The organism is Chitinophagaceae bacterium, assembly GCA_016710165.1.
Classification (GTDB): domain Bacteria; phylum Bacteroidota; class Bacteroidia; order Chitinophagales; family Chitinophagaceae; genus Ferruginibacter.
The window spans coordinates 1,535,925-1,562,472 of the sequence record JADJLJ010000001.1 but is presented as its reverse complement, the minus strand read 5'-3'; the positions used below and the strand labels follow the sequence as shown (position 1 = coordinate 1,562,472).

Sequence of the window (26,548 nt, the reverse complement as noted above, 5' to 3'; positions counted from 1 at the left end):
GCTTGCCGGGGTTTTTTATTTTTGATCTGTTCAATTAGTTCATCTCCGCAAAATACTTATGGAAATAAGGAATGGTCTCAATGCCCTTGTAATAATTCTCGATATTATACTTTTCATTCGGGCTGTGCAGGTTATCATTATCCAGTCCAAAGCCCATGAAGATGATCTTGATGCCCAGTTCTCTTTCTAAAATAGAGCAGATGGGAATGCTTCCGCCACCACGAACCGGGATGGGCGCTTTACCAAACGTGGTTTCCACTGCTTTGGCTGCAGCCTTGTATCCCTTGCTGTCGATCGGTGTCATGTATGGTTCGCCGCCGTGGTGCAGTTCCGCTTTTACATCCACCGATTTGGGAGCAATGGATTTAAAATAGGTCAACAGTTTTTCAGTCATCTTATCAGAAGACTGGTTGGGCACCAGCCTGGCTGAGATCTTTGCATAGGCTTTTGAAGGAAGCACTGTTTTTGCTCCTTCGCCGGTATAGCCGCCCCAGATACCGTTCACTTCAATGGTAGGGCGTATGCCGGTCCTTTCATAGGTGCTGTATCCTTTTTCGCCCCAGAGTTCTTTCACACCCAAATCATCCATGTATTCCTTTTCATCATAAGGGGCTTTGTTTATCAGGGCCCTTTCTTCCGGCCCGGCCACCACCACGTCATCATAAAATCCGGGGATGGTAATGTGGTTATTTTCATCGTGGCAACTGGCGATCATTTTTGAAAGGATGGTGATGGGGTTGGCCACAGCGCCGCCATAAGTTCCGCTGTGCAGGTCACGGTTGGCGCCGGTCACTTCCACCTGGATATAACTCAGTCCCCGTACGCCTGTATCCAATGAAGGATTTTCCATGCTCAGCATGGAGCTGTCGCTGATCAGGATCACATCTGCTTTCAGGAGGTCTTTGTGGGCAGCTACAAATTTTCCCAGGTTGGGTGAGCCTACCTCTTCTTCTCCTTCGATCAGGAATTTAATATTGGTCGTCATGGAATCTGTCTTGCTGAGTATCTCCAGTGCCTTCACATGCATATAAAACTGGCCCTTGTCATCGGCACTGCCACGGGCAAATATTTTCCCGTCAATGATCGTTGGTTCAAACGGGGGGTTCTTCCATAATTCCAGCGGTTCCGGTGGCTGCACATCGTAGTGGCCATATACCAGTACGGTTGGTTTGGACGGGTCAATGATCTTTTCGCCATACACAGCCGGGTGGCCGTCGGTAGCCATCACTTCGGCCTTGCTGCAGCCGGCATCCAGTAAACTTTTCTTAACGGCTTCGGCACATTTCAGCATATCCGGTCCGTGTTCACTCTTGGCGCTTACGGATGGAATGCGAAGCAGGTCCATCATTTCACTTAAAAAACGGTCTTTATTTTTTTCCTGGTAATCTTTCCAAACCTGTGACATAGTATTTTATTTTAGGGAAACGAAGATAAGTTGTTTTCAACTTTAAAATACCCATTGCCCGGTATTGGTTCAAAGGCCGGGTGGAGTAGATTTACAACTATTTTTAAGGCTTTTGTTGTACAAATTCTAAAAATAAAAAAAACCGGTGAAATCTGATAAATTCAATGGGATGGCTTTGATCATCACAGACCTGGTGGTTATCGGCGCCGGTTTGTTTGTATATTATATAGCCCATACCATTTACCCGGATTCGGGATCCACGAGGGTACAGCATTTGAACTGGTTGCTGAAAACGTTTGGCAAAACCACCACCGCCTCTGTATTCGGTATTATCGGCCTATGGATGGTTCTTTCCGGGATCCGCAAAATGAGAGGATAAATACAGGTAGCAATTTTGTAACAATTTTTTATGAATAAAATTATGCACTGCCGGAAGCAGATCAGATTTACGCCTATATCTTTGCTCCAGATTGTTTGCCAACCCGCCTGCCGGCTGGCAGGTTTATCAGCCTTTGCTTTAGTTGGACCTCCCAGGGGTTCTGCCTAATGCAAAGGCTGAGCCCATTTAAGGGGTTGGTTGATTTCTGAACCTTTGCCAGCCCAGAGCCAGCAGCCCGGTCAGCACATACAGCACAGCGATCAATGCCAGCGCCCATTTTATCACCGAAAAAAATACAGTGAGAAAAGCAATGGTGCCGGAAACATGACCACTGAGTGAGACCAGCATCCCGAGATTTTCAAGCACATCTAAAAAGCCTGCAAGCAAAGCTGCAAGTGCAATCATGTTACCTGCCCGGGATACCGGCCCCTGGATATTTTGAGCAATTTTTTTGCAGGCAAGAAATAAGAAGATGGAGTAAAAGAATAGGAACAGGAAGTCGAACCAGGTATTTGATCTTGCTGCGGCAATATTATCCATGCCAGCCGTTGACGTCCATGCATTCATCACAACAGCTGTTTTTGCCGTATTATAAGCAAACTCCAGGTCGAGGATGCCCAGCGGCGTGGCAGGTGTTTTTAAGCTGGCGCCGGTCTTAGCCATCACGATCATCATGGCAATGGTACCAATGAAGAAAATGGGGAGCAGCAGCTTTTTCATGGTTATTATTTTAGCTAAGTGGACAAAGGAGGAAAGGAGCCGATAGAGGAGACTGCACTTTCTCTTTTCCTCCTTCGCCCTCTTAGCTTATAGTTCTTTAACTCATTTTATCAAACCGCTCCTGCACATAATTCCAGTTCACCACGTTCCACCAGTTGTCTATATAATCCGCTCTTTTGTTTTGGTATTTTAAATAATAGGCATGCTCCCAAACATCCAGGGCCAGTAATGGAAATCCTTTGATGTCGCTGATATCCATGAGGGGATTATCCTGGTTGGGTGTGGAGCCGATCCGCAGGGTTTTGTCCTTATCCATATACAACCATGCCCAGCCGCTGCCAAAGCGGTTCTTGCCTGCATCGGAGAATTGTTTTTTAAACGCATCGAGTGAGCCGAAAGTCTTGCCAATTGCCAGTTGCAAATTGCCTGTTGGTGCATTGCCTTCTTTTTTGGGTTGCATGCATTGCCAGAACATTTCGTGGTTGTAATGCCCGCCGCCGTTGTTCCGCATTTTGGCCGAGTAGGAAGATATTTTTGCCAGTACCTCTTCCAGGGGTTTATGGGTATCCACTTTTTCAGCGAGTGCTGCCTCTTTTACATTTTTTGAATAAGCCGCTGCATGTTTGCTGTAATGGATCTCCATCGTCATGCTGTCGATCACATTTTCCAGTGCATCGTATTTATAAGGCAGTGGTTGCTGGTCGAAGCCGGTGTTAGATCCGGGGGATGCTATATTGGGTTGGGTTGAAAAAGACTGCAGGAGTGGAGAGGCAGCGCCAAGCCCGACGGTAATGGCCAAACCTCCTTTCAGCGAAGTGGAAATGAATTCCCTGCGGTTGGTTGCTTTCTTTGTTGCCATGATCTTGGTTTTAGGTGGTTGAACTTCTTTTTGATGGGCCGAAAAGGTTGCGTACCCTCTTAAAGAAACGGTAATAATATTCTTTATTGAAAAGTTGTGAGTCGTGCATGGCTTTGTAGGTAAGAAAGACACCAACGGGTGTCAGCACCAGTACGGCCAGCCACATTCCTATGAACGGGGAAGTGATGCTCTCCTTCACGAACTTTTCGCCGAACATATTCAGCAGGTGAAAGATCAGGAAGAACACGATGGCTACTACCAGCGGCATTCCAAAGCCCCCTTTGCGGATGATGGAACCCAGCGGGGCGCCGAGGAAGAACAGGACAAAACAGGCCATGGATAAGGAAAACTTACGGTGCCATTCTATTTTGTGATAGCGGATCTCTGTTTTCCGGTTCTCGGTTTCGCTGGCAGCATTCTCTACATTGATCTTTAGGTTACCGGCTATGTTTTTGGCAGCATCTTTTACCTGCAAGCGGGCCGAGTCAGGTAAAAGCGAATCGAAGCTGTTGTATTTTGAAAAGGCTTTTGGGATCTTTTTCCAGGTACTGTCAGCAACCATGGTATAGTGCAAATACATATCAAAGGAACGGGCAGTCCGAACGTTCAAACTGTCATTCATCCGGGTCAGCGAATCCAGGAACCTGTTTATCTGCCCGGCGCTTAACATCTTAAAGTTGTTGCGGTAAATGCTGTCGTTCGTATTTTGCTTCTGCAACGCACTCAGGTCGAATAATTTTTTAAAGGAACTGAAACCAAGCCTTATGAATTCGGTGGCTGTGTCGCCGGTATTTCCATTCTCCTGGTAGCGGTACCCGTTCTGCAGGTTGAATTCGAGGAATTTTTTATCATCGGAGATACGCATCACGCCTTTTTCAGCAATGATGCTGTTGTTCTGGATGGGATTGGTCTGTTCATAGATCAGCACATTGTGAATGGTTTTTCCATCGGCATCTTTTTTCCCTGCTTTGATGGCGTACTTGGGTATATGAGTGAAGAAGACACCCTCTTTCAGGTCAAAGGCCGGTTTCTTGTAATAAATATCATTGTACAGGGCCACAAATTTCAGGTTGGCATAGGGGATGACGTAATTGGCAAAAACAAACGTGATGCCGCAGAATAAGATCGATACCCAGACCAGGGGCCGCATGAAACGCAGCAGCGAAATGCCGGATGATTTGATGGCCACCAGTTCAAAACTTTCTCCCAGGTTGCCAAAGGTCATGATGGAAGAGATAAGTATGGCGATGGGCATGGCCAGCGTGAGCATGGAAGCACTCACATACCAGAGGAATTTTCCGATCGTGATGAAGTCGAGCCCTTTGCCCACCAGGTCGTCCAGGTATTTCCACAGGCCCTGCATCATCAGCACAAAAAAAGCGATGAAGAACGTTATGATGAACGGACCGATGAATGCCTTGAGAATAAGCTTGTCTAATTTTTTTATCATGCCCCGCTGGAGGTCTGGTGAACGGTAATTGTAGTAATTTGACGTTTCATATGAAGCATCGGTCAAAATTAACTCTTTCTGCTGAGGAACTGCAACTGGTAAACAATACCGGCTGGATTTTAACGAAACATGCTGTTATAGGGAAACTGTACGGGATGTTTGGCCAGCTTTCGGAAAACTATCGGGCAGTTGTTGAACAGGTTTCATTGCCCGTGCCTGTTGCCCGGGCTTCAGCAAAAATATCGAAAGGGGAAAACTACCGCCAGCTGCCGTACGTGATGCTGGATTATCCCCGGTGCTTTGAAGGAGAAAATATCTTTGCCGTCCGTACCATGTTCTGGTGGGGTAATTTTTTCAGCCTCACACTCCAGTTATCCGGAACGTACAAAACAATGTTTGAGAAAGACCTGTGTTCGGGCTTTGACAGGATGCAGCGGAATGATTTTTATGTGTGCGTCAATGATGATCCATGGCAACATCACTTTGAAGAAAATAATTACTGCTCCGTTGGGGATCTTACCAGGGAGGAATTTGAAAAGAGGATCACCCAGGAACAATTTGTAAAACTGGCCGTACGATTCCCGCTGGATGCCTGGAATGAAATACCCAAAATGCTTGAAGCGCATTTTCGTGAAATGATGCAGTTACTGAACGATCAGCTTCCCAGGCGGTGAAACAATTCCTTCACCTGGTATTCCCATAGCTGGCTCTGGTCCTTGATATCTTTCTTATCGGCAAAATCGCTGATCAATAAAATGGTCTGGTTGGTCACTTCCGATTTTTCAATACGCCACTCAAAGTATTCATCCTTTGCCATATGGTCCCAGCGAAAACGTACAAACTTATCTTCTTCTGTTTCCAGCAACTGGGCTTTATCCTGCGTACCGTTCCAGGAAAAACTGTAAACCCCGTCTTTTTCATCCACTTTATCTGCAAACCATTCCTGCAGACCCGCAGGGGAAATCAAAAATTCATATAAAATACTTGGAGAGCATCTTACAGGGTATTCTAATGTATATAAAACTTTCTTACTCATCCTTTTGGTTTAGATATCGTTGCAATGTTGCAATAATAACAAAATAATCTGCTTATCAAATTATTTATTTGACTTTTTTTGTTTTACTTATAATATATAAATGTTAAACAAAAACAATTTCAAACTTCTGAAACCCAGTGTTTTAGATTTTTTTTTTTGGCTGCATATCATAAATAATATAAATTACGTTAATAGATTTGTAAAAATTTAACAAGTTATTAACCCATATCCATTTCGAACTTAACCTTTAAACCAACAGGCTTATGAGTATGCGTCAGCTAAAAATCACTAAGTCTATCACAAACCGTGAAAGCCAGAGTTTAGAGAAGTATCTGCAGGAGATCGGTAAAGTAGAATTAATAACTCCGGAAGAAGAAGTTAAATTAGCCATACGTATCAAGCAGGGAGACCAGAAGGCTTTGGAAAAACTTACCAAAGCAAATCTTCGTTTTGTGGTATCAGTGGCAAAGCAATATCAAAACCAGGGATTGACATTACCCGACCTGATCAATGAAGGGAACCTGGGCCTGATAAAGGCAGCACAGCGTTTTGATGAGACGCGGGGTTTCAAGTTCATATCCTATGCCGTTTGGTGGATACGCCAGAGCATTCTGCAGGCACTGGCTGAACAATCAAGGATCGTTCGGTTGCCGTTGAATAAAGTTGGTTTAACAAACCGTATCAGCAAAGCATTTTCACAGCTGGAGCAGGAATTTGAAAGGGAACCCACCCCGGAAGAACTCGCTTTTTTACTGGACATGGATGCAGAGGAAATTGCTGCCACACTGGGTGTGGCTGCCCGCCATGTAAGCATGGACCAGCCATTGGCCGACGGGGAAGAGAGTACATTGATCGATGTTCTTGTAAATCATAATGCTGCCAATACCGATGATGAACTGGCATTTAAAGCATCTCTGAAAACAGAAATAGACCGGTCGTTAAGCACACTGACCGAAAGGCAGAAGGATGTTATCCGGTTTTTCTTTGGCATTGGCGTTGACCATGCCCTGAGCCTCGAAGATATCGGTGAACACTTTAACCTTACCCGGGAGCGGGTACGGCAGATCAAGGATAAAGCCATTACCAAACTACGCACGGCATCCCGGTGCAAACTTTTAAAGACCTACCTGGGTACCTGAATTCCACCCTCGTCAATACGCTTTTTTATATCAGAACCGGCCCTGGATATCCATTGCCGGTTTTGCTTTACCGGCCTGCTGTTCCGCCCGGGATTCAATATCGGTAAATCAATTTTAATAATCCTTAATTTTCCCCGAAATTTGCCCCACATAAATTACTGTAGATGTCAATCGAGATAAAAGTTCCAACGGTAGGGGAGAGTATCAATGAAGTAACGCTGGTGAAATGGCATAAGAAAGACGGGGACTGGGTGAACAGGGACGAAGTGATCGCCGAGCTGGAAAGTGAAAAAGCCACGTTTGAACTGAATGCGGAACAAGCCGGCGCCATAAAGATCATCGCCAAAGAAGGAGATACCCTCAACATAGGAGATGTGGTTTGTTCAATTGATACCGATGCTGCCAGGCCGGCAGAAGCAGAAAAGGCGGAACAACCCATTGCTGTAAAAGAAAAGGAACCTGCTCCTCAACCTCAAACCTCAAAGCTGCCTACCGGACAGGCAGGCCTGCCTACCGGACAGGCAGGCATAAAACCCCAAACCGACCTGAAAGCAACTCCTGTTGCCGCAGCCATCATTGCCGATAAGAAAGTGGATGTAAAAGTAGTAACGCCATCAGGCAGCAACGGAAGGATCGTGAAGCAGGATGTGATGGATGCATTGAACAATCCCGGAAGAAGGCCGGGCACCGTTCTGTTTGAACGGAACGATCGCATTGAAAAGATGAGCAACCTGCGCAAGACCGTGAGCAGGCGCCTGGTGGAGGCAAAGAATACGACAGCCATGCTCACTACGTTCAATGAAGTGGATATGAGTGCGGTGATGGATATCCGGAAAAAGTACAAGGATAAATTCAAAGAACTGCATGGCGTTAACCTGGGATTCATGAGTTTCTTTACCAAGGCATGCACCTATGCATTGATGGAATGGCCGGCAGTGAATGCCTACATTGACGGGGAAAGCATCATTTACCACGACTACTGTGATATCTCCATTGCAGTGAGTGCGCCAAAAGGTTTAGTGGTGCCCGTAATACGCAATGCAGAAAGTTTAAGTATGGCGGGCATTGAAGCAAAGGTGGTGGAACTGGCCACTAAGGCAAAAGACAACAAACTCACCATTGAAGAAATGACCGGTGGGACCTTCACCATCACCAACGGGGGGATCTTCGGTTCCATGATGAGCACACCCATCATCAATATTCCGCAGTCTGCCATTTTAGGTATGCACAATATCGTGGAAAGGCCCGTGGCGGTAAATGGCCAGGTTGTTATAAAACCCATGATGTACGTGGCCTTGAGTTACGATCACCGCATCATCGACGGCCGGGAATCGGTTGGATTTTTGGTACGGGTGAAAGAACTGCTCGAAAATCCGGAATTATTATTGTTTGGAAAAGACCCGGTGAAAAGTTTGCTGGAATTATAAACCGGTCTGTAAATAATTTAAAAGCCTGCCATGTTAATTGCAGGCTTTATTTTTGCCGGTATGCGGCAGCACTCTTATTTGAATTCAGCGAAAAAGATCATCGAAGTGTATGATGGGGGGGAACCATTGTCCGTTTTCCTGAAAAAATATTTTGCAGCCAATAAAAAATACGGCTCAAAGGACCGGAAGCAGATCGCAGCGCTTTGTTATAATTTTTACCGGCTTGGCAGAGCAATCCCAGGTGCTTCTGTCGAAGAGCGGATTTTTACCGGAACATTTTTATGCGAACATTCTCCCAATGAATTCCTGCACTTTCATAAACCCGGATGGAATGCCGCTATTGAAAGTCCTGTTTCAGAGAAAATTGCTTTGGCCGGTATTGATATCAATGAATTATTTCCCTGGAAAAATGAATTAAGCGATGGCATGGAACCGGTATCATTCTCTTTATCTTTCTTTACACAACCCGATCTTTTTCTCCGGGTAAGACCCGGCAAAAAAAATGCAGTAGTGAAAAAACTGCAGGAGGCACAATTGGCATTTGACATGCCGGGGAATGACTGCATCGCTTTGCCCAACAATACAAAACTGGATGAGATCATTGAATTTGATAAAGAGGCAGTGGTACAAGACTATAACTCACAGCAGGTTTTGAATGTTCTTAAAGATCCTGCATCCGGTATCCAGTATCCAGTATCTGCCTGGGACTGCTGCGCTGCCAGCGGAGGAAAATCCTTACTGGCATACGATATCCTGGAAGGGAAGATTGCATTGACCGTTTCAGACATACGGGAAAGCAGTTTAGCAAACCTTAAAAAAAGATTCTCCGCCGCCGGCATAAAAAACTACATTTCCTTTATTGCCGACCTGCAAACCCCAAACCTAAAACTTATCCTGAGCGCAGCCGAAGGGCAACTCATCATCTGCGATGCCCCCTGCACCGGCAGCGGAACCTGGAGCCGTACACCCGAACAGTTGTATTTCTTTACGGAGGAAATGATCGGGGAATATGCAGAGAGGCAAAAGCAAATCGTTACCAATGTTATTCCGCATCTTGAAAAAAACGGCCTCTTCATCTACATCACCTGCTCTGTCTTTAAAAAAGAGAATGAAGAGGTCGTACATTTCATAAAAGAAAAATTCCACCTGCGGTTATTGCGGATGGAATTATTAAAAGGGTATGATAAAAAGGCAGACACTATGTTTACAGCCGCCTTTGTAAAGGAATAACTGTTTTTACTGCTTCACTATTTTCTTCACCACTTCTTTCTTATCATTCAGCCTCACCGTTACAAAGTAGATGCCTCCTGCCATTTTCTTCATGGGTATGATGTACGATTGTGAACCTGCCGGCTGCTGGTTACTCAACGTGTATATTATTTGCCCGGCAGCATTCGTAATAACGATCTCTGTTTTAACAGCAGCAGCAATTCTTACCACCTGTACCGTGAGTTTATCACTTACCGGGTTCGGACTGATAACGATCTTATCAACCAATGGCGCCGCACACAACTGCTGGTTATTTGTTATCGTAACAAATGCAGTATCGCTGCAGGAGGAATTGTTAATTGCAATTACCCGGTACACACCTGCTGTTGTAACAGCAGCCGGCGTTGCAACCGGGTTGCCTCCGGTCGTCCATGTAGCCGTTAAACCGGTGGTTGTGTATAATGTAGTAAGGTTCACAATGCTGTCGGTGCATTTTGTGATCGCTAGGTCATTCCCCAACGCAGGCTTAGGCAAAAGACTGAGATTGACCAGGGCAGTATCGGCGCAGCCGGAAGTATTAATACCGATAAGCTGGTAAATACCCGCGGCTGTTACGGCAGTTGGCGTATTGACCGGGTTTCCCCGATCGTCCAGTTGGATGCAAGCCCGGTTGTAACGAATTGGGTGGTAAGGTCAAAACTGTTGCCACTGCAAACGCTTGCATTCTTATCGGCCCCCAGGTTTGGTCGGGGTATGAAATTCACGGTCACGGAATCAAGGTAAAAACTGGTGTCGGCAGCAATATTCATTTTTAAACGGTATTTTATTCCGCTTGCAGGGAAACTCCTCAGGTCATCGGTGAATGAAAAATTTCTTGCAGCAAAAGCGCCGGTTGAATTTTGTGTGTTCACGGTCGTATAATTGAGATCGGCGGGTAATTTTCTTTCTACCACCACACTGATCACCGAATCTGTTTTTACGTTCCATTGTAAGGTAACGCTGCAATTGGAAACCTGGGGTGTTTGTTGTGTGAATAATTGTTTTACCAGCATCACAAAAGCTTTTTTCATATCGGGTATTCCGTAACCGACCCGGTTGTCGGGGCTGGTTGCTTTTGTTGCCGCCTGCTGCATGGTATTAATGATGCCCATGTTGTTTATTTCGGGGAAAGCCTGCCATAAACAGGTGGCAAGACCCGCCATGTTCGGGCAGGCAAATGAGGTTCCGCTACCAAATGTGGGCTGGCCTGTTGATGAATTGGCAATTACTGCACTTACTCCTACTGCTGCAACGGAAGGTTTGATCTGCCCGTCGCTGCTGGGGCCATAACTGCTGAAACTACCAACATTCCCTGCTACGGAAACGGCGCCTACTGCCATTACACTGTCGGCATCTGATGGGGTGATGATATAATGCCAGGCAGAGTTGCCTTCATTGCCGGCCGCCAGCAACAGCAGCATTCCTTTCTTTGCGGCAAGGTCGGCCCCTTTAGCGCTCATGGTGGTATTGCCATCCATGTTCACATACGTGTAATTGAAGATGGCATTATCAAAATTAAAATAGCCCAGCGAAGTGGATGTCACATCTACGCCTAAGCTGTCGGCCCTTTCCATACCGGCGATCCAGTTCTGTTCTTCGATCGGGTATTCCGTGGCCGCATTTTCGGTACGGTATAAATAAAAAGAGGTCTTTGGTGCAGTACCCATAAATACCCCGGGCATATTTGCCGCAATGGTACTCAGGCAGTTCATGCCATGTGGATGATCTTCATTAACGCTTGCATGACCTGCCACAAAATCCCAGGTGCCCAGGATCTGGTTATTATTCCGGATGCTGTCGAAAGTGGGTAAGGTCAGGTAATTTAAAAAGCCGGCATCCAAAACAGCCATATGCATTCCCTGCCCCCTGAAACCACGGTTGTGTAAAAATTCGCCATTGTGAAGATGCACCTGTCCATAGCTTTGGCCATAGCTATAGTAATCGGCTGTGATTATGGAAGAAGTTGGCCCTTGTGGTATTTCATTCAGCTCCACATCAAATTTCTTATTTACCGGCCTGTTGCTTTGCCCGGGCCTGCTGCCTATGGGTGCGGATCCTATCACAAAAGGGAAACTGTTTATTTTAGCCAGCGCTGCTGCATCGGTGGTTTGAATGGCAACCTGGTTCAGCCATTTTGATGTATTGATAATGGTTACTGCACCTGCTAAGCGAATGCTGTCAATATATCTTGGTGTGACCGGCAGGTCCGAAGAATCAATGGCTATATTGTAACGGGTCCTGCGTTGTATCGCCCTTGCCGTAAGGTATTGCGATGGATTGGAAAGTGAAAACGGGTTTGTTCCCTTGTCTTTCAGGCGTACGATATAACGGGAGAACTGGGCATGGCTTTCTGTGATACCTGCCAGCAAAACAATAAAGAGAAAGAGTATAGTTTTTTTCATACAATGAATTTATTCATAGATATACGATAAAGATTCCCTGGTCCCGCTTCAGGTTGCCTGCTCCTGAACCTTTGTTGGTCAACTGGCCAACAAAACCTGTTTACCGGTTATGTTCAACTGTTGTAAGCCCACTTAAGCCAGGTGGCGCCCCAGGTAAAACCTCCCCCAAAAGCAGCCAGTATCAGGTTGTCGCCTTTTTTCAATTGCTTTTCCCACTCCCACAAGCATAACGGCAAAGTACCGGCAGTAGTATTGCCGTATTTCTGAATGTTGATCATTACTTTTTCTTTGGGCAATCCCATGCGGCTGGCCGTGGCATCAATGATACGCAGGTTGGCCTGGTGCGGCACCAGCCAGGCAATATCATCAGCGCTCAGGTTATTCCGCTGCATCAGTTCATAGCTGACATCGGCCATTCCTTTAACTGCAAATTTAAAAACAGCCTGGCCTTCCTGGTACACATAATGTTCTTTGGCAAGAACGGTTTCCACCGTGGATGGTTTTACTGAACCACCTGCCTTCATATGAAGGAACTGCCTTCCGGCTCCGTCTGTTCTTAAGATACTGTCCAGTATGCCATTGCCTTCCTTGTTCTCTTCCAGCAGAACAGCACCGGCCCCGTCACCAAAAATGATACAGGTGGTACGGTCGCTGTAGTCAATGATGCTGCTCATCTTGTCTACCCCTACCACCACCACTTTTTTATAGCGGCCGCTCTCGATGAATGCAGCGCCGGTGGTTAACGCATACAAAAAGCCTGAACAGGCTGCACCCACGTCAAAACTAAAAGCATTTTTGGCGCCGGTCTTATCGCAGATTATGTTGGCGGTAGCGGGAAAAACCAGGTCGGGGGTAACCGTGGCACAGATCAGGCAATCGATCTCTTCCGGGCTGATGCCCCGCTTGCGGCATACTTCCAGGACAGCCGGGGCTGCCAGGTCGCTGCTGCCTTTTCCCTCTTCTTTCAGGATCCGTCTTTCTTCAATTCCTGTCCGGCTTCTTATCCATTCGTCGTTTGTGTCAACCATTTTTTCCAGTTCGAGATTGGTAAGCCTGTATTCGGGAACGTACCCACCTACGGCTGTTACAGCAGCGTTTATTTTTTGCATGAAACCCGGTGTTTAACTAAGTATGTTTTAATGCATTAAGGAAAAGTAAAAATACAGAAAAAACCTTACCCTTATTTTAACGGTTATTGCTGGCAAATTATCCTTATTTTCGCTATTGACTGTATATTAATTATGTACGCATACCTGCACGGAAAGTTTACGTATAAAAGCCCGGCCCTGGTTTATGTAGATGTGAATGGGATCGGGTTTGAAGTTCATATCAGTTTTAACAGCTTTTCCCATATTCAAAACCTGGAGGAAGGTAAGCTGTTCACCCACCTGCAGGTGAAAGAAGACGGCCATGTGTTGTATGGTTTTTTTGACAGGGGAGAAAAAGACATGTTCCTGCTTTTGATCGGTATTTCGGGTGTGGGGGCGGCTACCGCCCGGATGATGCTGTCGTCCCTGAAACCGGAGGAACTGAGCAGGGCCATCATTCAAGGCAACGTAAAACTGCTGGAGAGCGTCAAAGGAATTGGAAAGAAAACAGCCGAAAGACTCGTTCTGGAGCTGAGAGATAAAATGGGGAAACAGTCCCTGGATACAAACCTTTCCGTACATGTGGGCAATAGTTTGGAACAGGATGCGTTAAATGCTTTGACTGCCCTCGGGATCCCGAGATCACAGGCAGAACAATCCATCCAAAAAGTCATCCTTGCCGAACCATCTGTATTGAAATTAGAAGATTTAATTAAAAAAGCGCTTAAAGCCATTTGAAAGAATTCGACTTTAATTGATTTACCGGATGTTGCTTATTAGAATAAAAAGATCAAAACTGATTGGCTTTGTCGTATTGGTGGCAACCCTATGCCTGCTTCAGCCGGCTTCTGCTTCGGCCAAACCTCACTACCCAACCGTTTTACCCAATAAAGTTGATACCGTACCTACCGGCAATCTGCCCTATCCCATCCGCGACCGGAGAGGGGATGTCCTTTCCAGCGAGCAGCGTACTACATTCAACCTTAAAGATCCCTCTAATATCCGGGATTCGGTGGTGTACGACCCCAAGACACGCCGCTACATCGTGTATGAAAAAATAGGCAACAGGTACTACCGAACCACCACCAGCTACAGCTTTGAAGAATACTGGAAAATACGGGGCAAACAGTCCGAGACCGAATATTTTCAGAAAAGGGCCAACCTGATGAATGTACTCAACAGGGGCCGGGTGAAACCCAAACTGTCTTTGTACGATAATTTATTCAACCGCCTGTTTGGTAACGGCAAGATATCCATCACCCCCCAGGGCAATGTGGACCTTACTGCCGGCTACCAGGGACAGAATATCAAGAACCCGACCCTTCCTGAAAGGGCCCGGAAGAATGGTGGTTTTGATTTTGACATGAATGCCCAGGTGAATGTGAATGCAGACATAGGCGGCAAACTGAAATTCCCGATCAGCTACAATACCCTGGCAAACTTTGGCCAGGACAACCAGCTTAAACTGGACTATACCGGCCTGGATGACGAGATCATCAAACGGCTGGAACTGGGAAACATTTCCTTTCCTTCCCGGAGTACCCTGATCCCCGGTGCGCAGCAATTATTCGGTATCAAGACCACGGTGCAGTTTGGAAAACTGTTTGTTACCGGTGTAGTGGCCAATCAGAAATCACAGCGCCAGTCTGCCAACCTGCAGGGAGGTACCGCATCGCAGCTATTTGAACTGAAAGCAGATGAGTATGAGGAGAACAGGCACTTTTTACTGGCACAGTATTTCAAAGAGAACTACAATAAGGTGATGGAAAGACTGCCGGCCATTACTGCCCCCGTGCAGATACTGCGGTTGGAAGTATGGGTTACCAACCGCAATGGCACCACCACCGAGACAAGGGATGTGGTTGGTTTGGCCGGGTTGGGTGAAAGCGGTGGGCCTAATTCACAAATCCCTACCAACGGAACAAACCCTTTGTATGCTAACATCATTTCAAACCCGGCAAACCGCAGTTCTTCGCTGGTGTTCAATAACCTGGTTGGACTGGGCTTGCAGCCTGTACAGGATTTTGAAAAAACATTTGCCCGCAAACTTGATTCCACTCAATATATCTATAACCGGCAGGCAGGTTTCCTCTCCCTTAGCCAGCCCCTCCAGACAGATGAAGTGCTTGCCGTTGCCTACCAGTATTCCTATAATGGAAAGATCTACCAGGTAGGTGAGTTCTCGCAGGACCTGCCGCCGGATAGTGCACAGGCCACACAAAAAATATTGTTCCTGAAATTATTGAAGGCAACATCACAGCGCCCAACATTGCCCATCTGGAGCCTGATGATGAAAAATGTGTATGCAATTGGATATGGTACGTTGACCCCCACCGATTTTAAACTGGATGTCCTTTACCAGGAGCCGGGACTTGGCTGGAAGCGTTATGTTCCTTTCGGGGATAAGAACCAGGGCTTCCCGATCATCTCACTCATCAACCTCGACCGGTTGAACAACCAGCTCGATCCACAACCCGATGGCGTGTTTGATTATGTGGAAGGGTTTACTGTTTATTCGCAATACAGCCGGGTGATGTTCCCGGTGCTGGAACCTTTTGGCCGTGACCTTGCCAAAGGGATCTATACAAACCCCAACCAGCCATTTATAAAAGACAGTTTGTACTATGCCCTGTATGATTCCATAAAAGCAGTGGCGCAGCAATATCCCAACCTGAACCGCTTTGTACTGAAGGGTTCGGCAAAGATCTCCGGATCTTCCGATATCAGCATTGGCTATAACATTCCCCGTGGTTCGGTTACGGTATCGGCGGGCGGGCGCCAATTGATCGAAGGAATAGATTATGACATTAACTACGACCTGGGTACCATTAAAATAACGAACTCCGCCATCATTAACTCGGGCATACCTGTGCAGGTGAACTATGAGAACAATGCCACGTTTGGTCTGCAGCAACGGAGCTACATGGCCCTGCGCTGGGATTATATGGCGAAGAATACTGCCAAAAAACAATTGTCGATCGGCGGTACCATTGTGCGGCTGAGCGAAAGGCCTTTCTTCAGTAAGGTAAGTTACGATAACAACAATGCCGGCGGCACCAATGAGCCTATCCGCAATACCATGTACGGGCTGGATGTGAACTATAAAACCGATGCACCCCGGATAACCAAGTTGCTGGATAAACTTCCTTTTTACCAGACCACTGCCCCTTCTTCCGTTAACTTTTTTGCCGAAGGCGCTTTCCTTAAACCCGGTCATGCACCACAGATCGGCAGGGGTTCAAAAGGCATCATCAACATAGATGATTTCGACGGCACACAATCCGGGCTCGACCTGAGATTCCCGCCGATCAGCTGGGCATTGTCATCCGTACCGCTGGGAGCTACTGCAAAAGGAACCAATACATTACTGTTCCCGGAAGCTTCGTTGAATGACGATATCAATGCGGGAAGGAACAGGGCAAAGGTTGCCTGGTACCAGATCGAACCTATACTGCAGCAGTACCGGGCTTCCAACAATCCCATCGGCGACCGCGTGGAATTGAGCGATCCCCGGGTACGGCAGGTTTACCAGCGGGAGATCTTTCCGCAGCGTACCACCGGCTTTGGTGAAAGCCAACTGGTGACATTTGACCTGGCGTATTACCCGACCGATAAAGGCCCGTACAATTATGATGCAACCACCATCAACGCAAGCGGCAAATTACTGAACCCCACCCAACGCTGGGGAGGGCTCATGCGTTCCATCGATCAGCCCGATTTTGAAACAGCCAATATTGAGTTCATTGAATTCTGGCTGCAGGACCCCTTTATCAACTCGCCTAAAAATCCAACCATAGCAAATTCCACAGGCGGTAAACTATATTTTAACCTGGGTAATATTTCGGAAGATGTATTAAAGGATGGGAAACGTTTTTATGAGAACGGATTACCAACTCCCAATGCGCCTTCGCCGGTGGAGAACTCAAACTGGGGCAGGGTGCCCCTGAACCCGGTGCAGGTTACCAATGCATTCAGCAACGACCCCAACGACCGTAAATACCAGGACCTTGGTTTTGACGGACTGGATGACACGGCTGAAGCGAATAAACGGAATGCTTACCTGGCCCAACTGCAGGCAAATTTCGGTACCGGTTCAAAAGCTTACCAGGACGCCTTGCTGGATGCTTCTACAGATAATTACCATTATTACCGGGGCGATGATTTCGACCAGCAGAACCTGGGTATCTTAGGCAGGTATAAAAAATTCAATAGTCCCGAAGGCAATTCGCCTGTTGCTACAACCGGTACATCCTATTCATCGGCGGCCACATTATACCCGGATGCGGAAGACCTGAACCGGGACAATACACTGAACCAGACCGAAGAGTATTTTCAGTACATCGTTGACCTGAAGCCGGTGAATGCCCCTGAAATGAGCATCGGTACCAATTTTATAGTTGATAAAAAACCGGTTACGGTAAACCTGGTGGATGGATCGCAGCGGACGGAGACCTGGTACCAGTTCCGTATCCCCATCGGGCAATACGACCGTAAGATCGGTAACATCCCCGATTTTAAATCCATCCGTTTCATGCGTATGTTCCTCACTGATTTTACCGACAGTGTTGTACTGCGTTTTGGAGAACTTCAGCTTACCCGCAATGTATGGCGCAAGTTCCAGTACCGGATCGATACCAACGGAATTTATACCCAGTTACCCCCGGGGCCTACCACGTTCAACCAGGGTGCGGTTAATATTGAAGAAAATGACAAGCGTACCCCATTGCCATACCGTACGCCTACAGAGATACAACGGGTGCAGACACTCAGCAACAACGGCGTGAACCTGCTGCTTAACGAACAGGCCATGAGCCTGCAGCTGTGCAACCTGGCTAAAGGAGATGCCCGGGGTGTACAGCAGACCTTTGCCAACCGTGACCTGCGCCAGTTCCGGAAGCTGGAAATGTACATACACGCAGAAGAGTCACAGAAAGTGAGTCCTAATTTAAAGGATAAGGACCTTACAGCTGTGATACGGATGGGTACCGATTTTGTGAACAACTATTACGAGATCCGGATACCGCTGAATTTAACACCGCTGAATGCAGCCACTCTTTTTGACCCCAATTCCAATGCATATAATGATACGCTCTGGATCCCGGGCAACTCGCTGAATATCGACCTGCAAACCCTGGTGCGGCTTAAACAAAACCGCAATGAAGACGTTACGGCATCGCCTTCGGTCATCTACCGGCAGCCCCAGGGCAGTGGCCAGACCTATTCGGTAATGGGTAACCCCAACCTGGCAGAGATACGGGGTGTGCTGATAGGGATCGAAAATACCAATTCACTGAACCCGGCCTGTGCCGAAGTATGGGTGAATGAACTGAGGCTTTCTTCTATTGATGAAACCGGCGGATGGGCAGCATTGGGAAGACTGGATGTTAACCTGGCCGACCTGGGTACACTATCTATTTCGGGTAATACACATACCCAGGGTTTTGGAACGCTGGAGCAAAGGGCCAATGACCGCTTCCGGGATAATTTCTACCAGTTTGACGTATCGGCCAACCTGGAACTGGGTAAACTGTTGCCGAAATCAGCAGCCCTGTCCATTCCTGTATTTGCCAGTTATTCCCAGAATGTAAGTACGCCGGAATACGATCCGTACGACATGGACGTAAAGCTGAAGGACAAACTGAAAAATGTTTCCGGATCAGTAAAAGACTCCATACGGAATAACGCCATCGAGTTCAATTCGACCACCGCGGTGAACTTGACCAATGTACGCAAGAATAAGACCAGTACAAAAGCTCCCCGGATCTACGATATCTCCAATTTTGATATAAGTTATTCTTATCTCAAAACAAAGAGCCATACACCCCTGATAGAGAGCAATGAAGTGGTGAAGCACCGGTACGGACTTGGATACAACTTTTCACCCAAGCCAAGGTATATAGAACCCTTCAAACGGCTTTTCAGGAAAACAAAAACGCATTGGTTCGACCTGGTGAAGGAGTTTAATTTTAACCTGGTCCCTTCGCAGTTAACGTTCCGGGCAGATGTGAACCGGCAGTTTGGTGCCATACGTCCACGCAGCGTGGGCGCATCCAAATATTCAATACCGGAAACCTACGATAAGTACTATACTTTCCAGCGGGATTATATTTTACGCTGGAACCTGACCCGTTCACTGAACTTTGATTTTACCGCAACCAATAATTCAAGGATCGATGAACCGGCAGGACGCATTGATACCAAAGAAAAGAAAGATACGGTGTGGAGGAACCTGCTGAAGGGCGGACGGAATACCTTGTATAACCATACGGCCAATTTCACCTATACCGTTCCCACCAGTAAACTGCCGTTGCTCGACTGGACAACCATGAACCTTCGTTACCAGGCTTCTTACACCTGGGTGGGTGCATCACGCCTGGCAGTTGAACTGGGTAATATCATTGAAAATGGCCAGCAGAAAGAAGGAACATTGCAACTGGATTTTAACCGGCTGTACCAGAAATCAAAATGGCTGCGGCAGTTAGACCAGCCATCGAATATTGATGACAGGGCAAAATGGCGTAACCGCATCACCAAAGTAAAAGACACGGTCATCAAAAAGAACGGAAAGAAAGTGGTTAAGACCAGGAAGATCGTTGATAAAACAGCCATGCCGTATGTGGGTGGGGTACAGAAGGTATTTGGCAAACTGATCACCAGTGTAAAACAGGTAAATGTTTCCTTGTCGGAAAATGCACATACCAGGCTGCCCGGGTATACCGACAGCACAAAATATGTTGGCCAGAACTGGAAGAGCATGGCGCCGGGAGTAGATTTTATCCTGGGGCGACAACCGGATACCGCCTGGCTTAACCGGGCATCGGCAAAAGGCCTCATTACCCGGGATACCACGTTCAATTCGGTGTTCACGCAGTCTTTTGATCAGCGTTTGACATTGAGTGCCCAGCTTGAACCGATACGTGACCTGAACATCACCCTTAACCTGAGCAAGACATTCAATAAGAACTATTCTGAGACCTACCGTTTCCTGGATACCAGCGGCGGCACCAATCATTCATTCAATCACCTGAATCCGTATACCGGTGGTGGTTTCGATGTATCTTATATTGCCTTTAAAACATTGTTTGGAAAGTTTGATCCGAACCGGGTATCGGAGACCTTTAAGAAATTCCAGGATTACCGGGTGATCATGTCTGAACGGCTGGGAAAGGCAAATCCTTACAGCAATAACCAGGTTGGAGCCGATGGGTATTACTATGGCTATGGCAAATACGCCATTGATGTACTGATCCCTTCCTTTATTGCCGCCTATACCGGGCAGGATCCGAAATCGGTTTCGCTCATCAGGCAGAGCAACCCGAACATCAAATCAAATCCTTTCCGTGGCATCATTCCGAAAATTAACTGGAAACTTGATTACAGCGGGTTGAGCAAGATAAAAGGACTGGATAAGTATATAACCAATTTCACCTTATCACATGGGTACACAGGAAACCTGAGCATGAACGGTTTTACCTCTGCATTGCTTTACCAGGATGTGTCACGGTTCGGGTATCCGTCTTTTTACGATACGGTGTCCAAGAATTTTATTCCTTACTTCCTGGTACCAAACCTCAGCATCGGCGAACAGTTCTCGCCGCTTATCGGGGTGGATATGATGTTCACCAACCAATTGCAGGCACGGGTTGAATATGCCAAGACAAGACAGCTCAGTTTAAGCCTGGTCGATTTCCAGCTGAGTGAAGTACGCAGTACCGAGTTCTCGATTGGTGCAGGATATCGTAAAAGAGGGCTGAAGAATCCATTGAGCTTCCTGAATGTGAAATGGCCTAAGTTCTTAACGCCTAAAGGAAGTACCGGGAATAAGCTGGAGAACGAGATCAATTTCAGACTCGACTTCAAGATACGGGATAACGTAACAGCCAACAGCCGCCTGGACCAGGATAATAATTTTGCAACCGGCGGAAGCAGGGATATTACCATTTCACCTTCGATCGATTATTTCCTCAACAACCGGGTGAACATAAAACTCTATTTCGACCAGCGCCGGGTTAATCCGTATATCTCATCCAGTGCACCGATCGTAAATACAAGGGCCGGTGTGCAGATAAGGATCTCGTTGACCCAATAATGCACCGGGCCTGACCGCCCGTTCATTGTGCCCGGTCTGACGCCCCCGTCTGACCGCCCATTCGGGCACCCGGTCTGACGTCCCCGTCTGACCGCCCATTCGGGTACCCGGTCTGACGTCCCCGTCTGACCGCCCGTTACTATTTGCTTCAATGGTAATATTTATTTGCTGAAATAAAAATATGCCAGGGAAAGCCACGGTCAGACGGGGTCGTCAGACCGGGTTTCTTAACATAAGGAAAATAAAAAAGTCCCTGCAGAACAGGGACCTCCTTAAATACCGGTCGGTTTTATTAATAGAATTATTCTGTTTTCTTCAATAACATCACATACCCGCACAGTTCTTTTTTCTTCTTGTTCACCTGTACGGGTTTTATCATGTGGTATTCGGAGAACTGGGGAATGTAAGAATAGCTGATCACATTTCCCTCCACGTCGCCCCAGTATTTTTTCTGGTAAACCACCTGCTTTTCATTCCAGTCGTACATGCGTACTTCATACAACCGGGAACTCATATCGCCGATGAACACAAACTGGTACCAGCTGCCTTGCGTAAGGGGAACGATCACGGGCATTTCATATTCACTTTCCATCTGCATGGAAGCTTCTTTCACCACTTCAAAACCCTGTGTGGCCAGTATTTTTTTAATGCTGTCGGCCTGTGCCAAAATAGAAGGAGATGAGCAGGGACCTTGCTTAATAGCTTTTTGTGCAGAGGAGGAATGACCGAAAAGGGTCATCGCTATGATGCTGAATAAAATGATACGGTTCTTCATTTGTTTTTTCTTAGGTTCTGGATAACAGTACAATTTTACTGCTTTTTACCTGCCCATGCAAGTAAAATTCTGCCAAAGACCGGGTTTTCTCTGGTTTATAACGGAAATGAAGCGGGCCGTATTGCCCTTCCGAGGAGATTAAACTATTGATCCTTATGGAAATAGTAGGTGCCTGCCTGCCGGGTACAGGTAATTACCAGGTCGTTGATGCAAACATGATCCGGAAGGCTGGTACAGTAGTAGATCGTATCGGCAATATCTCCTGCTGTCAGGGGGGTAAAGCCGGTATAGGCCGACCTCGCTGTTTTGTCGTCGCCCTTAAAACGGACCAGCGAGAATTCCGTCTCCACAGCGCCTGGATGAATGCCGGTGACCTTGATATTGTTTTTCAGCAGGTCGATCCGCATGGCCTTGGTGATGGCATCCACGGCAAACTTGCTGGCACAGTACACATTTCCTTTTTCGTACACTTCCTTGCCGGCAACCGAACCCATATTGATGATGTGGCCTTTCTTTTGCCTGAGCATAAAAGGCAATATGGCTTTGGTTACATAAAGCAATCCCTGCACATTGGTGTTAAGCATGGTTTCCCAATCATCCATGTCGGCGTCCTCAAAACTATCCCTGCCCAGGGCAAGACCGGCATTGTTGATAAGGATGTCGATCTGCTGCCATTGTTCCGGAAGATCTTTGAACGCTCCATCCACTGCATGCTTATCCTGTACATCAAAGCATAAGGCCAGCACAGAAATACCGGATCTTTTTTCCAGTTCTGCTTTCAGTTCAGCCAGCCGGTCCTTTCTCCTGCCGGTGATGATGAGGTTATCTTTGTCTGCTGCAAATTTTTCGGCGCAGGCTTTTCCGATACCGGATGTGGCCCCTGTGATGAGTACGATCTTATTCATGCTGCAAAATAATGGAAGGGAATTAAATTATACCACAAAGCATCCCAAAGGTTTTACACAAAGAAGCACAAAGTGAATTCACTTTGTGCTTCTTTGTTTTATGGACCGTCATTCTGATCCGCCAGTTGGCGGAGAAGAATCTTTTACAGGTGATGAAGAGATGCTTCGTTCCCTGCCGGTCCGCAGGCTCGGCATGACAGCCTGAACAATATTCCATTACCGTATCAAAACCGCCGAGCCTTTCTTCTTTTTTATTTGTCCCTTGTAGGTAACCGCTTCGGCTTCCCACACAAAAGCAGCGGGATCCTGGGCCTTGCCGTTGTACCGTCCGTCCCATCCCTTTCCTTTCTCCGAAGTGGAGAACATCAGCACTCCCCAGCGGTTATACACCCGGAAGTAGGTAAGGTCTTTCATGCCCAGCAGGATGGGCCGCAATACATCATTATTGCCATCTCCATTGGGTGTAAAGGCGTTTGGAACATAAATGTCTTCATCCATTTTGAACAATCTTACCAGGATGCTGTCCCTGCCAATACAGCCCAGGGCAGTGGTGGCCGTAACTATGTATTCAATATCATCCTGCGGCAAAGCAACCGGGTTGTGAATATTGGGATCATTGAGCCAGGTGGATGGCGACCATACATAATTGTCGGCACCCGTTGCATTCAGGAATAAAGGCTGTCCAAGCACCACGGTGGTATCTCTCGGGCCGGCATCGGCAACCACGGCCGGGTAAACCCTTACCCAAACGGTATCTTTTACCGGTTTAGGACAACCCAGGTTATCCCGAACAGTTACGATGTATTGAATGCTGGCCGTTGGATTTACTGAAACAGGATCAGGGATGAGCCTGTTATTTAAGAAAGTTGCCGGGCTCCAGGCATAGCTGCTGCCGCCTGTTGCATTCAGTTGTGCAGAGAAGCCTGTACAGATATAGGCATCTGGCCCCGCATTGGCAGCCGGGTATGGAACCACGTTGATGTGAATATCATCCTCGCTGAAACATTTGCCGATACTTGCCCGTACACGATAGGTGGTGCTTGTGAGCGGTGTGGCGAATGGATTTTTAATGGTGCTGTTATTCAGCCAGGTGGCCGGTGTCCATTGGTAATACAATCCATCACTCACGGTGTTAAGGGTAAATCCATCGGTCTGGCAGATGGTTGTATCGGCCCCGGCATACAACGAAACGCTGGCTTTCACATCCACAAAGACGGAATCATTGTTCTTACATCCCACGGCATCGGTGAGGGTAACATGATACCAGGTAGGCACATCGGGGCTTACCAGCGGACTGGCAACGGTGGTATTGCTGATCATGTAATTGGGTGTCCATGCAAAACTTCCGGCGCCGGTTGTGGTGAGTTGCAGCGTGTCGATGGTGCAGATGAGCGTATCGTTCAGTGTACGGATCAGCGGCACGGTGCCTACGTCCACAAAAACAGTATCGGTCCGTAATTTGGGGCAACCGGCCACCCCAACGGCCACTACGTAATAGGTAGGCGTTGTTGGCGAAGCAATGGGGTTTGGTATGTTGGGATTGTTTAAACCGGTAACGGGTGTCCATGAATAACTGGTGCCGCCACTGGCATTCAGCTGGGTGGATGCCTGTCCGCCGCCGCTGCATACAAAGGCATCGGGCCCGGCATTGGGAACAGCCAATGGCGTTACATTGATGGTATGTTCCTTGCTGGCGATGCAGTTATTTCCCCAGCGTGTAAGCAAGCTGTATGTTGTTGTAACGGTTGGATAAACCCGGGTGGTATCGTTGCCTGGCGATTCAACCGTGGCAGCCGGGGTCCATTGCCAGGTGATGTTGTTGCTGTAATTGCTGCTGCCGTTGAGTGTTACCGTATCTTCTTCGCAGATGGCAATGGGTCCGGTGATGGCATTGGTAAGATCGAATTTCGGTATCACCGAAAGGGAGTCTCTCGATTTGCAGCCATTTACATCCGTAAGTTCTGAATAGTATTTGGTGGTTGCCGGCGGAAATACCAATGGCGTTGCCGTGCTGGCGCCGATGATATTCAGCGGGGGTGTCCAGTTGAATGTTCCCGTACCCACACCAGTAAGCTGCAGGGTATCCAATCCGCAGTAGACCGAATCGGCGGGGAAGACGGAGAGCAGGGGATTGGCGAATATGGTAATGGCTTTTGTATAGGTCTTATCACAACCTTTGCTGTTCGTTACCCGAAGTTCAACCGTATAGGTACCTGCGGTGGCATAGGTATAAGCCGGGTTTTGCAGGTGACTGGTATCTGCCAGGGTGGAGGGGTCTCCAAAATCCCAGCGCCATGAATTTACAACACCATAAGCGGTATAGGTTGTATCGGTGAATTGAACAGGCGTATTTACGCAAGGCGCTGTATTAAGGAAGCCGGGTAAGAAGCCGGGGTAAACACTGATAGGTCTGATTATGGAATCGGTGCATACTCCGGCAATGGAAACAACGAGTTTCACATTAAACACACCGGTATCTGTAAATGTATGGGTTGGATTTTGTAAAGTGGAAGTATTAGCAGCTCCACTGGCAGGGTCTCCAAAATCCCATAGCCAGCCGGTTGGGTTACCGGCACTGTTATCAAAGAAATTCACGGTGAAACCATCACAGGTAATAGGAGTAAAGTTTGGATTTGCAGTAAGGGGAATGCAATTTGAAACTTCAACGATCAGGTCCTTTCTGTGAACAGTAAGTAACACCCCATTTCTATAAACCGAAGCACAAACACATAAAACATATCGTCCGCTTGCAGGAGCAGTACCTGATATGATTCCCGTATTTGGATCAATTGTAACCGATGGTCCCATCGGAAAAGCAGAATTGTAAGGAGCAGTATAAATTACCGATCCATAAGGAGGGCCTGCCGGGTCGGTCCAGTCTGCAAAAGTTGCAGCCCCTCCGTTGTATGCATCACAAAAACTATAAACGAGTGAATCACCGTCCGGATCGGTTGCACTAAAATCTAACGTAAAGGGTGAACTTTCGCAGATGGCAGAGATGGGTAATTTATAAGCAGGACAATTATCAGTTTGTGGATTTGGAAGTACACTGAGACCGGGAATCACACAACTATATGTTGCTCCCTGGTTTGGGTCAACATTATTTGAATTTTGCCGGCTGAATGTTTGAAAAGCAACCGTGTATCCTGTATTGTTATCGGGTAATTCAATAATAAAGGAATAGGTCTTATAAACATAGTCCAGAAGAGGAGGTGGCTGTATGCAGGGGGAAATGATGATAGGTACAGCCAACGTGCCTGTAAAATCCTCTACAGCGGCCCAGTTACTGTTGGCAGCCGTACCTAAAACTTTTAAACCGTTATCATTATTAAATATCCCAACAATGTATTGAGTAGAAAGTAGGGCACCTGTTGGTCCTTTTAGCATTAATAATCGTACCCGGTATTGTTTTGAATTGGGTGCAGCCCCCGGACCAATATACTCATACCGCATTTCTCCACCGATAATGTGGGTTGCAAACGCATCAGGAAATAAAAAGATCAGCAGGCAGGAAAAAAGGATTTTTTTCATAATCGGCATGATGGTAGATAAGGATAGCATTAAAGCTACACAAAAACCGCCGGCTTTGCAAAGCCGGCGGTTGTATAAACTTATTGACAATATAT

18 protein-coding genes are annotated in these 26,548 nt (G+C 47.1%); 7 read left to right on the top strand and 11 right to left on the bottom strand.

Annotated features, from left to right (window positions below):
• Positions 1-34: 34 nt before the first annotated feature.
• The gene (locus IPJ02_06765) at positions 35-1,405 is read right to left on the bottom strand and encodes a dipeptidase (protein ID MBK7375248.1); all 1,371 of its coding nucleotides are present in this window, start codon (positions 1,403-1,405) and stop codon (positions 35-37) included.
• A 169-nt stretch (positions 1,406-1,574) separates the two neighbouring features.
• Between IPJ02_06765 and IPJ02_06760 the strand changes: the two genes are divergently transcribed.
• Complete coding sequence (locus tag IPJ02_06760; GenBank protein MBK7375247.1) at positions 1,575-1,784, top strand: hypothetical protein; 210 nt, start codon at positions 1,575-1,577, stop codon at positions 1,782-1,784.
• Positions 1,785-1,970: 186 nt separating this feature from the next.
• Here IPJ02_06760 and IPJ02_06755 read toward each other — a convergent pair whose 3' ends face one another.
• The 3 genes from IPJ02_06755 to IPJ02_06745 form a co-directional block, all read right to left on the bottom strand.
• On the bottom strand, positions 1,971-2,504 hold the full coding sequence (locus tag IPJ02_06755; protein ID MBK7375246.1) for a hypothetical protein: 534 nt from the start codon (positions 2,502-2,504) through the stop codon (positions 1,971-1,973).
• A gap of 97 nt (positions 2,505-2,601) precedes the next feature.
• Positions 2,602-3,363 (bottom strand): superoxide dismutase, encoded by a 762-nt coding sequence (locus IPJ02_06750; protein MBK7375245.1) that lies wholly within the window; start codon positions 3,361-3,363, stop codon positions 2,602-2,604.
• 10 nt (positions 3,364-3,373) lie between these two features.
• The gene (locus IPJ02_06745) at positions 3,374-4,813 is read right to left on the bottom strand and encodes an LptF/LptG family permease (protein MBK7375244.1); all 1,440 of its coding nucleotides are present in this window, start codon (positions 4,811-4,813) and stop codon (positions 3,374-3,376) included.
• 50 nt (positions 4,814-4,863) lie between these two features.
• On the opposite strand from IPJ02_06745, the gene IPJ02_06740 reads away from it, so the two are divergent.
• On the top strand, positions 4,864-5,487 hold the full coding sequence (locus IPJ02_06740; protein MBK7375243.1) for a hypothetical protein: 624 nt from the start codon (positions 4,864-4,866) through the stop codon (positions 5,485-5,487).
• Here the strand turns inward: IPJ02_06740 and IPJ02_06735 are convergent.
• Positions 5,469-5,849, bottom strand: coding sequence for an ATPase (locus IPJ02_06735; protein ID MBK7375242.1), 381 nt, complete (start codon positions 5,847-5,849; stop codon positions 5,469-5,471). The two genes, IPJ02_06740 and IPJ02_06735, sit on opposite strands and share 19 nt — an antisense overlap.
• Before the next feature lie 269 nt (positions 5,850-6,118).
• Between IPJ02_06735 and IPJ02_06730 the strand changes: the two genes are divergently transcribed.
• The 3 genes from IPJ02_06730 (at position 6,119) to IPJ02_06720 (ending at position 9,645) form a co-directional block, all read left to right on the top strand.
• Positions 6,119-6,988 (top strand): RNA polymerase sigma factor RpoD/SigA, encoded by an 870-nt coding sequence (locus IPJ02_06730; GenBank protein MBK7375241.1) that lies wholly within the window; start codon positions 6,119-6,121, stop codon positions 6,986-6,988.
• A 164-nt stretch (positions 6,989-7,152) separates the two neighbouring features.
• Complete coding sequence (gene odhB / locus IPJ02_06725; protein ID MBK7375240.1) at positions 7,153-8,415, top strand: 2-oxoglutarate dehydrogenase complex dihydrolipoyllysine-residue succinyltransferase; 1,263 nt, start codon at positions 7,153-7,155, stop codon at positions 8,413-8,415.
• 60 nt (positions 8,416-8,475) lie between these two features.
• Positions 8,476-9,645: an Fmu (Sun) domain-containing protein gene (locus tag IPJ02_06720; protein ID MBK7375239.1), complete on the top strand. Its 1,170-nt coding sequence runs from the start codon at positions 8,476-8,478 to the stop codon at positions 9,643-9,645.
• 6 nt (positions 9,646-9,651) lie between these two features.
• Here IPJ02_06720 and IPJ02_06715 read toward each other — a convergent pair whose 3' ends face one another.
• From IPJ02_06715 to IPJ02_06705, 3 genes are all read right to left on the bottom strand, one after another.
• The gene (locus tag IPJ02_06715) at positions 9,652-10,158 is read right to left on the bottom strand and encodes a T9SS type A sorting domain-containing protein (protein ID MBK7375238.1); all 507 of its coding nucleotides are present in this window, start codon (positions 10,156-10,158) and stop codon (positions 9,652-9,654) included.
• A 77-nt stretch (positions 10,159-10,235) separates the two neighbouring features.
• Positions 10,236-12,065: a S8 family serine peptidase gene (locus tag IPJ02_06710; GenBank protein ID MBK7375237.1), complete on the bottom strand. Its 1,830-nt coding sequence runs from the start codon at positions 12,063-12,065 to the stop codon at positions 10,236-10,238.
• Between the two features lie 113 nt (positions 12,066-12,178).
• Complete coding sequence (locus tag IPJ02_06705; GenBank protein MBK7375236.1) at positions 12,179-13,174, bottom strand: ketoacyl-ACP synthase III; 996 nt, start codon at positions 13,172-13,174, stop codon at positions 12,179-12,181.
• Positions 13,175-13,306: 132 nt separating this feature from the next.
• Between IPJ02_06705 and ruvA the strand changes: the two genes are divergently transcribed.
• Entirely contained in the window at positions 13,307-13,891 is a 585-nt protein-coding gene (ruvA, locus tag IPJ02_06700) for a Holliday junction branch migration protein RuvA (GenBank protein ID MBK7375235.1), read from the top strand.
• Positions 13,892-13,919: 28 nt separating this feature from the next.
• Complete coding sequence (gene sprA, locus IPJ02_06695) at positions 13,920-21,242, top strand: cell surface protein SprA (protein MBK7375234.1); 7,323 nt, start codon at positions 13,920-13,922, stop codon at positions 21,240-21,242.
• A gap of 301 nt (positions 21,243-21,543) precedes the next feature.
• Here the strand turns inward: sprA and IPJ02_06690 are convergent, their stop codons facing one another.
• From IPJ02_06690 to IPJ02_06680, 3 genes are all read right to left on the bottom strand, one after another.
• Positions 21,544-22,017 carry a hypothetical protein gene (locus IPJ02_06690; protein ID MBK7375233.1) on the bottom strand — a complete coding sequence of 158 codons (474 nt, stop codon included), beginning with the start codon at positions 22,015-22,017 and terminating at the stop codon, positions 21,544-21,546.
• 143 nt (positions 22,018-22,160) lie between these two features.
• Positions 22,161-22,922, bottom strand: a complete 762-nt coding sequence (locus IPJ02_06685) for an SDR family NAD(P)-dependent oxidoreductase (protein ID MBK7375232.1) — start codon at positions 22,920-22,922, stop codon at positions 22,161-22,163.
• 216 nt (positions 22,923-23,138) lie between these two features.
• Positions 23,139-26,453, bottom strand: a complete 3,315-nt coding sequence (locus IPJ02_06680) for a PKD domain-containing protein (GenBank protein MBK7375231.1) — start codon at positions 26,451-26,453, stop codon at positions 23,139-23,141.
• Positions 26,454-26,548 lie beyond the last annotated feature (95 nt).

What these genes read in the sequence shown, in the direction of transcription:
- IPJ02_06765 (MBK7375248.1), bottom strand. Translation starts at nt 1,405, where the DNA reads ATGTCACAGGTTTGGAAAGATTACCAGGAAAAAAATAAAGACCGTTTT.
- IPJ02_06760 (MBK7375247.1), top strand. Translation starts at nt 1,575, where the DNA reads ATGGCTTTGATCATCACAGACCTGGTGGTTATCGGCGCCGGTTTGTTT.
- IPJ02_06755 (MBK7375246.1), bottom strand. Translation starts at nt 2,504, where the DNA reads ATGAAAAAGCTGCTGCTCCCCATTTTCTTCATTGGTACCATTGCCATG.
- IPJ02_06750 (MBK7375245.1), bottom strand. Translation starts at nt 3,363, where the DNA reads ATGGCAACAAAGAAAGCAACCAACCGCAGGGAATTCATTTCCACTTCG.
- IPJ02_06745 (MBK7375244.1), bottom strand. Translation starts at nt 4,813, where the DNA reads ATGATAAAAAAATTAGACAAGCTTATTCTCAAGGCATTCATCGGTCCG.
- IPJ02_06740 (MBK7375243.1), top strand. Translation starts at nt 4,864, where the DNA reads ATGAAGCATCGGTCAAAATTAACTCTTTCTGCTGAGGAACTGCAACTG.
- IPJ02_06735 (MBK7375242.1), bottom strand. Translation starts at nt 5,849, where the DNA reads ATGAGTAAGAAAGTTTTATATACATTAGAATACCCTGTAAGATGCTCT.
- IPJ02_06730 (MBK7375241.1), top strand. Translation starts at nt 6,119, where the DNA reads ATGCGTCAGCTAAAAATCACTAAGTCTATCACAAACCGTGAAAGCCAG.
- odhB (MBK7375240.1), top strand. Translation starts at nt 7,153, where the DNA reads ATGTCAATCGAGATAAAAGTTCCAACGGTAGGGGAGAGTATCAATGAA.
- IPJ02_06720 (MBK7375239.1), top strand. Translation starts at nt 8,476, where the DNA reads ATGCGGCAGCACTCTTATTTGAATTCAGCGAAAAAGATCATCGAAGTG.
- IPJ02_06710 (MBK7375237.1), bottom strand. Translation starts at nt 12,065, where the DNA reads ATGAAAAAAACTATACTCTTTCTCTTTATTGTTTTGCTGGCAGGTATC.
- IPJ02_06705 (MBK7375236.1), bottom strand. Translation starts at nt 13,174, where the DNA reads ATGCAAAAAATAAACGCTGCTGTAACAGCCGTAGGTGGGTACGTTCCC.
- ruvA (MBK7375235.1), top strand. Translation starts at nt 13,307, where the DNA reads ATGTACGCATACCTGCACGGAAAGTTTACGTATAAAAGCCCGGCCCTG.
- sprA (MBK7375234.1), top strand. Translation starts at nt 13,920, where the DNA reads ATGTTGCTTATTAGAATAAAAAGATCAAAACTGATTGGCTTTGTCGTA.
- IPJ02_06690 (MBK7375233.1), bottom strand. Translation starts at nt 22,017, where the DNA reads ATGAAGAACCGTATCATTTTATTCAGCATCATAGCGATGACCCTTTTC.
- IPJ02_06685 (MBK7375232.1), bottom strand. Translation starts at nt 22,922, where the DNA reads ATGAATAAGATCGTACTCATCACAGGGGCCACATCCGGTATCGGAAAA.
- IPJ02_06680 (MBK7375231.1), bottom strand. Translation starts at nt 26,453, where the DNA reads ATGAAAAAAATCCTTTTTTCCTGCCTGCTGATCTTTTTATTTCCTGAT.